General features: G+C 56.4%; 6 protein-coding genes and 1 pseudogene. All 7 read right to left on the bottom strand.

The annotated features are described in order from the left end of the window. Positions 1-146, bottom strand: a pseudogene (locus FHR87_RS17295) (glucose-6-phosphate dehydrogenase); the annotation flags it as partial. Continuing rightward, positions 143-1111, bottom strand: coding sequence for a carbohydrate kinase family protein (locus tag FHR87_RS17290; protein WP_183168007.1), 969 nt, complete (start codon positions 1109-1111; stop codon positions 143-145). The pseudogene FHR87_RS17295 and the gene FHR87_RS17290, both read right to left, overlap by 4 nt. Positions 1112-1151: 40 nt before the next feature. Beyond that, positions 1152-2066, bottom strand: coding sequence for a helix-turn-helix domain-containing protein (locus FHR87_RS17285; protein ID WP_183168006.1), 915 nt, complete (start codon positions 2064-2066; stop codon positions 1152-1154). Between the two features lie 39 nt (positions 2067-2105). Then, positions 2106-3146: an NAD(P)-dependent alcohol dehydrogenase gene (locus FHR87_RS17280; RefSeq protein ID WP_183168005.1), complete on the bottom strand. Its 1041-nt coding sequence runs from the start codon at positions 3144-3146 to the stop codon at positions 2106-2108. 13 nt (positions 3147-3159) lie between these two features. Then, complete coding sequence (locus tag FHR87_RS17275; RefSeq protein WP_183168003.1) at positions 3160-4476, bottom strand: MFS transporter; 1317 nt, start codon at positions 4474-4476, stop codon at positions 3160-3162. Positions 4477-5132: 656 nt separating this feature from the next. After that, entirely contained in the window at positions 5133-5288 is a 156-nt protein-coding gene (locus tag FHR87_RS17270) for a hypothetical protein (RefSeq protein ID WP_183168001.1), read from the bottom strand. A 143-nt stretch (positions 5289-5431) separates the two neighbouring features. Beyond that, a complete protein-coding gene (gene purD, locus FHR87_RS17265) occupies positions 5432-6715 on the bottom strand; it encodes a phosphoribosylamine--glycine ligase (protein ID WP_183167999.1) in 1284 nt (427 codons plus the stop codon). Between the last annotated feature and the right edge of the window lie 88 nt (positions 6716-6803).

The following is a 6803-nucleotide window of genomic DNA, read 5'->3' as shown; positions in this document are numbered from 1 at the left end:
CGGGACAGGGCGAGGATGCGCATGTCCGGGTGCAGCAGGTTCGCGCGATCGAGTTGATAGAGGGAAGGAAACAGCTTGCGTAGGGCCAGGTCTCCTAGCGCCCCAAAGAGAGTAAAAGCGCTAGGTTTGACAGGGTTGAGATTCATAGACAGATGTCTTGGCTAAAGGGATGACTCAATTCATGGCGCCTTGGAAGATCGGGCCCACGACGCATGCAGGTCAATGCGGCTGCTTCTGTGGCAAAAGCCAGCATGGCATCGATGCTGCTGCGTTCGAGCGACGCTAGCGCAGCGGGAGAATCCCATCCGTTTTCCACCAGAAAAGCGATCAGCGCAGCCTGGAAGGTATCACCTGCGCCGACAGTATCGACAGCAATCAGTGGGCGTCCTGGGTGTGACCAGTTGCCAAAGCTGCGCGTAAAAGCGCTAGCCCCTTCTTTTCCACGTGTCATGAGCACCAGTTGGCAGCGGTCGAGAAGCCAATTACACGCTATGGTTGCAGGATCTTCATGGGGATAGAGGAGCAGAAGGTCCTCTTCGCTGACTTTGATGATGTGGGCATGGCGGGCAAATGCTGCAATCCGTTTCCTCCAGATTCCAAGATCCGGTTCGACATTGAGCCGGACGTTGGGGTCAAGGGTAATCAGCAGGTTCCGCGACGCTTTTGCTACGATGTCGTACAGGGTATCCGCCGTTGGCGACACCACCAGCGAATACGACCCTACATGAATCCCGCGAACCTCGCTGCCGAGTTCGGGCACTTGGGAGAGCTGCAACCGGCTATCGGCTCCCGCTTGTCCGTAGAAGCTGTAGCAAGGTACGCCTTGCGCGTCGAGAGCCACCAGACTCAGTGTCGTGCTGGTCGCCTCGAGAGGAACCAGGTAGCGGGTCGATACGCCTTCCTCCACCAATACATGGCGTAACTGACTGCCCAGAAAATCGTTGGATAAACCTGTCAGTAATGCCGCTTCGACGCCCAACCGGCTCAACCCCACGGCGACATTGAAGGGCGAGCCTCCCGCCACAGCGTTGAAGCCTACTTGCTTCGGCAAGGTGCTGGATTCAACATCAACGAATAAATCGAATAAAGCTTCACCGCAGACTAGAAACATGGCGCACTCTCCTTGCAGGCGAGATAGTTAAGTGTTGTGATTACGCGATTCTTTTTCCAGCAACGGCACTCAGTCCCTGCTTTCGGCGGTATTGGCTCGGTGTCTCATGCATTTCATCACGAAAATGACGATTGAAATTCGACAGGTTGCTGTAGCCCACCTCGAAGCAGATATCCCCTATCGATTGTTGGCTCTGCAACAGTAGCCGGCAGGCACGTTGCATACGCAGCTTGCGGATCAGCTCAACAAAGGTGTGGCCTGTCGTGCGCTTGAAAAAGCGTGAGAAGGTTGACTCGCTCATGTGCAAACGCTGCGCGATGACCGACAGGCGAATCTCTGCAGCCAAATCTCTCAGGATGTAGTCGAAGACCTGTTTCATCCGTTCGGCCGTAAGGCTATCCAGCATAGGCGCATACTGCTGGCTCGCCAGGGTGCGGCTTTCGCTCAGCTTGGCCTGTGCCAGGGTTTCCAGCAATGACAAAAACAAAACGAGTCGCTTTAAACCACTGTTCTGTCCGATGGCCTCGAGCAGAGCGGCAGCCGTAGCGGCTGTCTCGCCGCTGAATTCGATACCTTGTGGCGCTCTACTGAATAAGCCTTGCAGTTCATTCAGTTCAGGCAGACTTTCCCGTAGACACAACAAGGTTTGCGCATCGAATTGCAATACCACGTCGCGCCCTTCGATGGATTGTCCAGGCGCCAGGTCGCCTATCCAGTCGTGAGGCAATCCAGGGCCTATCAGCGCCACATGGCCTGGGCCGAAATGGCCGATATAGTCCCCGGCAAGTAGCTTGCCGCTACCGCGACGAATCAGATGTATTTCAAACTCAGGATGATGATTCCAGCGTGCCAAGGGATAGGGATAGTCATGCTCATACCATCTGAAGCTATACCCTGGTTGGGTAAGGATCACTTCCAAATCCGAGGGTCTGTTATCAGGCTGTTTATTCTTCATCACCCTGAGCCTTCCACCTAACGGGTCATATACCTGACATTAACTGTCGCCTAGGGTGATTTGCAGCTTCACGTCACCCGGCAGCGCACGAACGGCTCGCTCGAAAGCCTCGACGCCTTTCTCGAAGGGAAAGGTAGCCGAAATCAGAGGCTTCAAATCGACCTTGCCGCTGGCAATCAGATTCACGGCCCGCTCGTAGACATTGGCATAGCGGAACACGGTCTCGATCCTGATTTCCTTGGCTTGCGCGGCCACGATGTCAAACGGCACGGGATCCACCGGCATGCCTACCAGTACCAATGCCCCGCCAGGACAAACACTTGCCAGGGCATCGGCATAGGCCCGAGCGCTGCCACTGGCCTCGAATACCACGTCTGCGCCCCAGCCTCCCGTAACCTCGGCCACCTTGTCCGTCAGCGGCGTGTTGCGAATGTCAACGGCAGTAATGCCTGCATAACCCTGGGCAATCGCCAGCTTCTCTTCCATCAAATCAGAAACCAGGACCTGACTGGCACCACCGGCCAATGCGGCCAGGGCGGTCATGATGCCAATCGTGCCAGCACCGATCACGACGGCAACATCACCCGGCTTGATGCGTGCTTTCACCGCAGCCTGCATGCCGATGGCGAAGGGCTCTACCAAGGCCCCTTCGCCAAAGCTGACATGGTCGGGTAGCTTGTAGGAGAAGGCCGCCGGATGGATAACCTCTGAAGTCAGGCAACCATGCACCGGAGGTGTCGCCCAGAACACGACTGCCGGGTCAACGTTATATAGGCCCAGGCGCGAAGCTTTCGATCGGGGATCCGGAATACCAGGCTCCATGCAGACGCGATCACCTTCGGACAGATGCGTCACATTGCGGCCGACCTGGACAACCGTACCGGCCGCCTCATGTCCCAACACCATCGGCTGATCGACAACGAAAGGGCCGATTCGGCCATGGGTGTAGTAATGGACATCGCTGCCGCAGATGCCCACGGTATGGATGCGAATGCGCACATCATCCGGGCCAAGCTCCAAAGGTAAGTCGATGTCACGAACATTCAATTCATGCTGTTTTTCAAGGACCAGTGCTTTCATGGGGAACTCCTCGTTAGATGGCTTGGCTGGTTTTTGTTTGAGGCGAGATAGGCGCGGTTGAGGCGGCCTTGTGGGAAAACCTGGGTTGATCGACTCGAATGAAATAGGTCAGGACTACCCCAACCAGATAAAGCAGGGCATAGATCCAAACGACACCTTCGACCCCGATCGAAGAGATCGCCACGGTAGCGATGGCTGGCCCCATGAAATTGGATAAACCAGCGGCCAGGTTATGGGCCGAGATGGCTGCACCTTTGTGCTCCGGGGCCATGGCAGGAAAGATCGCCCCCATGGGTACGAAGGCGGATACACCAATGCCCAAAGCCACCGCGATCACTATGGATACGGCAGTCGTGGGGCCATAGATCAACGGCAGGTAATAGAAGGCCAGGGTGGCGAATACACATCCGGCGCAACCGAACCAACGCATCTGGCGTATCCAGCCGATCCGGTCACCGATCACCCCCCACATCACATTGGTGAAGATGGTGACAATGAATACCAGGCCCCAGATACGCAGCCACTGCTCCATGGTATAGCCCACCTCGGGTGAGGTGAGAAACAGCGGCATGATTACCGGAAAGCCGAATAGCGTCAGATTGCAAATGATCCGGACCAGGGCCGCGATCAGGATACTGCGATTATCGAACAGGATGGTGGCACCACGGCTCAACTCACGAAGGCGTTCAGCCAGTTTCATGGTGGTATCGGCACTGGCAGCCTGGGCCTGCCGATCATCCTTCACCAGGAACATGACCATGATACCGGCTACAGCCACCCACACCACGGCCATCCACAAGGTACCCATGAAGCCGATATGCGGGATACTGAAGCTGGGCAGATAAGTCCCCAGAAAGCCGATACCGATGGAGTACATCGTCCAGTACCAGCCCATTGCCGAGGCCAGGCGCTCACGTGGTGCCACCTGCGCGACCCAGACCAGGAAGGAGTAGATAAACAAGGGATAGGCGAGCCCGCGTATGCCGTAGAACAGCACCATCAGCAGGTAATTCTGCTCGCCCAGACCAAAGGCCAGGAACAGGACATGGAAGGCAATCCAGGCAATGACACCGATACGCATGATCCGCCGTGGCCCGAACATTTCGGCCAGTACGCCAGAGCACCAACTGGACAAGGCGGCCAGAAACCCATAGACAGCAAACAGAAAAGACGCTTGCGTGGGAGAGAAACCGAGGTCGACGACATAGCGCGACAGGAAGGCCAATTCAATGCCATCGCCTGTCATGAACAGGGCAATTGCTACGTAGCCCCAGATTAAACATAAGGGCATGCCCAACAGCAGCCCTCTTGACGCTTCGCGGGTAACCATAGCGCGTTCCTTTTTTGTAGTTGTTGGTAGTTACCGCTACCGAATGCATTGGCAAGGCGCGGTTTACTTATCCAAGCTAACGAAGGAAGGCTTTGGGTCGCTAGTGCGTTTATTTCCGCCAGTTGATACTTTTTTGCAAATAACACCGGTTCGTCGAAACGGTGCTCTGGATATATCACATCAATAACAGACGTTTTCCTGCTGCATTCTTAAGCATTTACGGTAAGCCTGTATCACAGCCTTTCGGAGCAGAAAAATCGCAAGAAATGCTGTTGGCGATACGGGCATGAGAATGTGGAAAAAGCGAACGCCGCCCTTGACTGGGTGAATAGGGGTTGAGCCGCAAGGCGATATCACTCCATGTGAAAGCCGGTAGACTTCCACATGATCTTTCTTCCGCTGTCTTGGTTCACACGAAGGGCTTTACGTGAGCGCTGTGTTCGGCGATGTAGGCCCGGATGGCGCACTCCAGCGCTCGGAGCGGAACTGGCCTCGTCTGAGTTAGTGGACGGTGAGCAAGGAGAGTCAGCACTCCACGAGGTGAAGCCAGCAAGCTGAAGTCGGTATGACGTCAGGTACACGCGCGAATGGCGTACCAGCCAGCGCTGTACCCATAAGGTCTTGTGGATACTGAAGTTGTCTAGCACCAGATGCAGCTACACCTCGGGCAGTGTGGCCTGCTCGATGGTGGCCAGGAAATGGCGGAATTCGAGACGGCGATGCATTTCGCCGATGACGGTGCCAACCTTGATGTCCGGGACAGCAAAGCGATCGGTGGTGCCGTGACGGATATAGTTGTGCGCATGCTGCACCAGTTACCCCGGCCACATCAGGATAGTCGGCACCGTGGTGGCATTCGGGGTATCACTCGCACGATGCAAGCAATAACCCGATTCAAGATTGATGGTGGGGAGCGTTTGGCGTGCTTGGGAGTATCGCGAACCTGTGAAAGTCCTCAGGTGTTTTCGCGAGCAATGGCTTGATAGCCAATATCCTTGCGATAGAAGCAGCCATTCCAGTCGATTCGTGTTGCCAGAGCGTAAGCATTGCGCTGTGCTTCGGAAACTGACGTCCCCAGGGCAGTTGCACAAAGCACTCGGCCTCCTGCGGTAACTATCTGGCCATTCTGTTGTGCAGTTCCTGCGTGAAAGACTTTGCCTTCGAGCTGTGCTGCCGAATCGAGACCGTTGATAGGCGCGCCTTTGGCATAGTTGCCCGGATAGCCTCCCGCTGCTAGTACAACGCCCAGGCTTGGACGCGGATCCCATTGTGCTTCAACTTTGTCCAACGCTTGGGCCAATGCGCCTTCGACCAACAAAACCAGGCTGGACTTGAGGCGCAGCATGATCGGCTGGGTTTCTGGGTCACCGAAACGGCAATTGAATTCGATGACTTTGGGGGCGCCGTTCTTGTCGATCATCAATCCTGCGTACAGAAAGCCGGTATAGATGTTACCTTCCGCCGCCATACCGCGAACGGTCGGGTAAATGATTTCGTCCAGTACACGCTGGTGGACTTCTGGGGTGACCACGGGGGCCGGGGAATAGGCGCCCATTCCACCGGTGTTCGGGCCGGTATCGCCATCGCCGACACGTTTGTGATCCTGGCTGGTCGCCATCGGCAGGACGTTTTTACCATCGACCATGACGATGAAGCTGGCTTCTTCGCCATCGAGGAAATCCTCGATAACCACTCGGGCACCGGCGTCGCCAAAGGCATTGCCGGACAGCATATCGCGGACGGCATCTTCGGCTTGCTGCAAGTTTGTGGCGACGATCACCCCCTTGCCGGCAGCCAGTCCATCGGCCTTGATTACAATGGGAGCGCCACGCTCGCGCAGGTAGGTCAGTGCCGGCTCCACCTCGGTAAAATTCCGGTATTGTGCGGTGGGTATATTGTGGCGGGCCAGAAAGTCCTTGGTGAAGGCTTTGGAGCCTTCCAACTGGGCGGCTGCGGCCGTGGGTCCGAAGATGGCCAGGTTACGGCTGCGGAACAGATCGACCACGCCTTTTACCAGCGGGGCTTCCGGGCCAACGATGGTCAGAGCAGCATTTTGCTGGGCGAAATCGGCCAATTGCTCGATAGCCAGTACGTCGATCGGGACGTTTTCACACTTGGCTTCGAGGGCTGTTCCGGCATTGCCCGGTGCGACGAAAACCTTTTCGACCCTGGCGTCCTGCGCCGCTTTCCAGGCCAGGGCATGTTCGCGGCCGCCACTGCCAATGATCAGTACATTCATGGGGTGCTCCTTGGGGAGGTGGCCCTGCGGCCCGGTTGGCGGACAGCTTTGGCCATCCACCCTACGAATCTTGTGACGAGATGGCTGC

It is taken from the genome of Azomonas macrocytogenes, from assembly GCF_014191985.1.
Taxonomy (GTDB): Bacteria; Pseudomonadota; Gammaproteobacteria; order Pseudomonadales; family Pseudomonadaceae; genus Azomonas; species Azomonas macrocytogenes.
The sequence above is the reverse complement of the archived record's forward strand: the minus strand, read 5'-3'. Positions and strand labels throughout refer to the sequence as shown.

Bases quoted from the DNA above. Each gene is read 5' to 3' on its own strand.
- FHR87_RS17290 (WP_183168007.1), bottom strand. From the start codon at position 1,111: ATGTTTCTAGTCTGCGGTGAAGCTTTATTCGATTTATTCGTTGATGTT.
- FHR87_RS17285 (WP_183168006.1), bottom strand. From the start codon at position 2,066: ATGAAGAATAAACAGCCTGATAACAGACCCTCGGATTTGGAAGTGATC.
- FHR87_RS17280 (WP_183168005.1), bottom strand. From the start codon at position 3,146: ATGAAAGCACTGGTCCTTGAAAAACAGCATGAATTGAATGTTCGTGAC.
- FHR87_RS17275 (WP_183168003.1), bottom strand. From the start codon at position 4,476: ATGGTTACCCGCGAAGCGTCAAGAGGGCTGCTGTTGGGCATGCCCTTA.
- purD (WP_183167999.1), bottom strand. From the start codon at position 6,715: ATGAATGTACTGATCATTGGCAGTGGCGGCCGCGAACATGCCCTGGCC.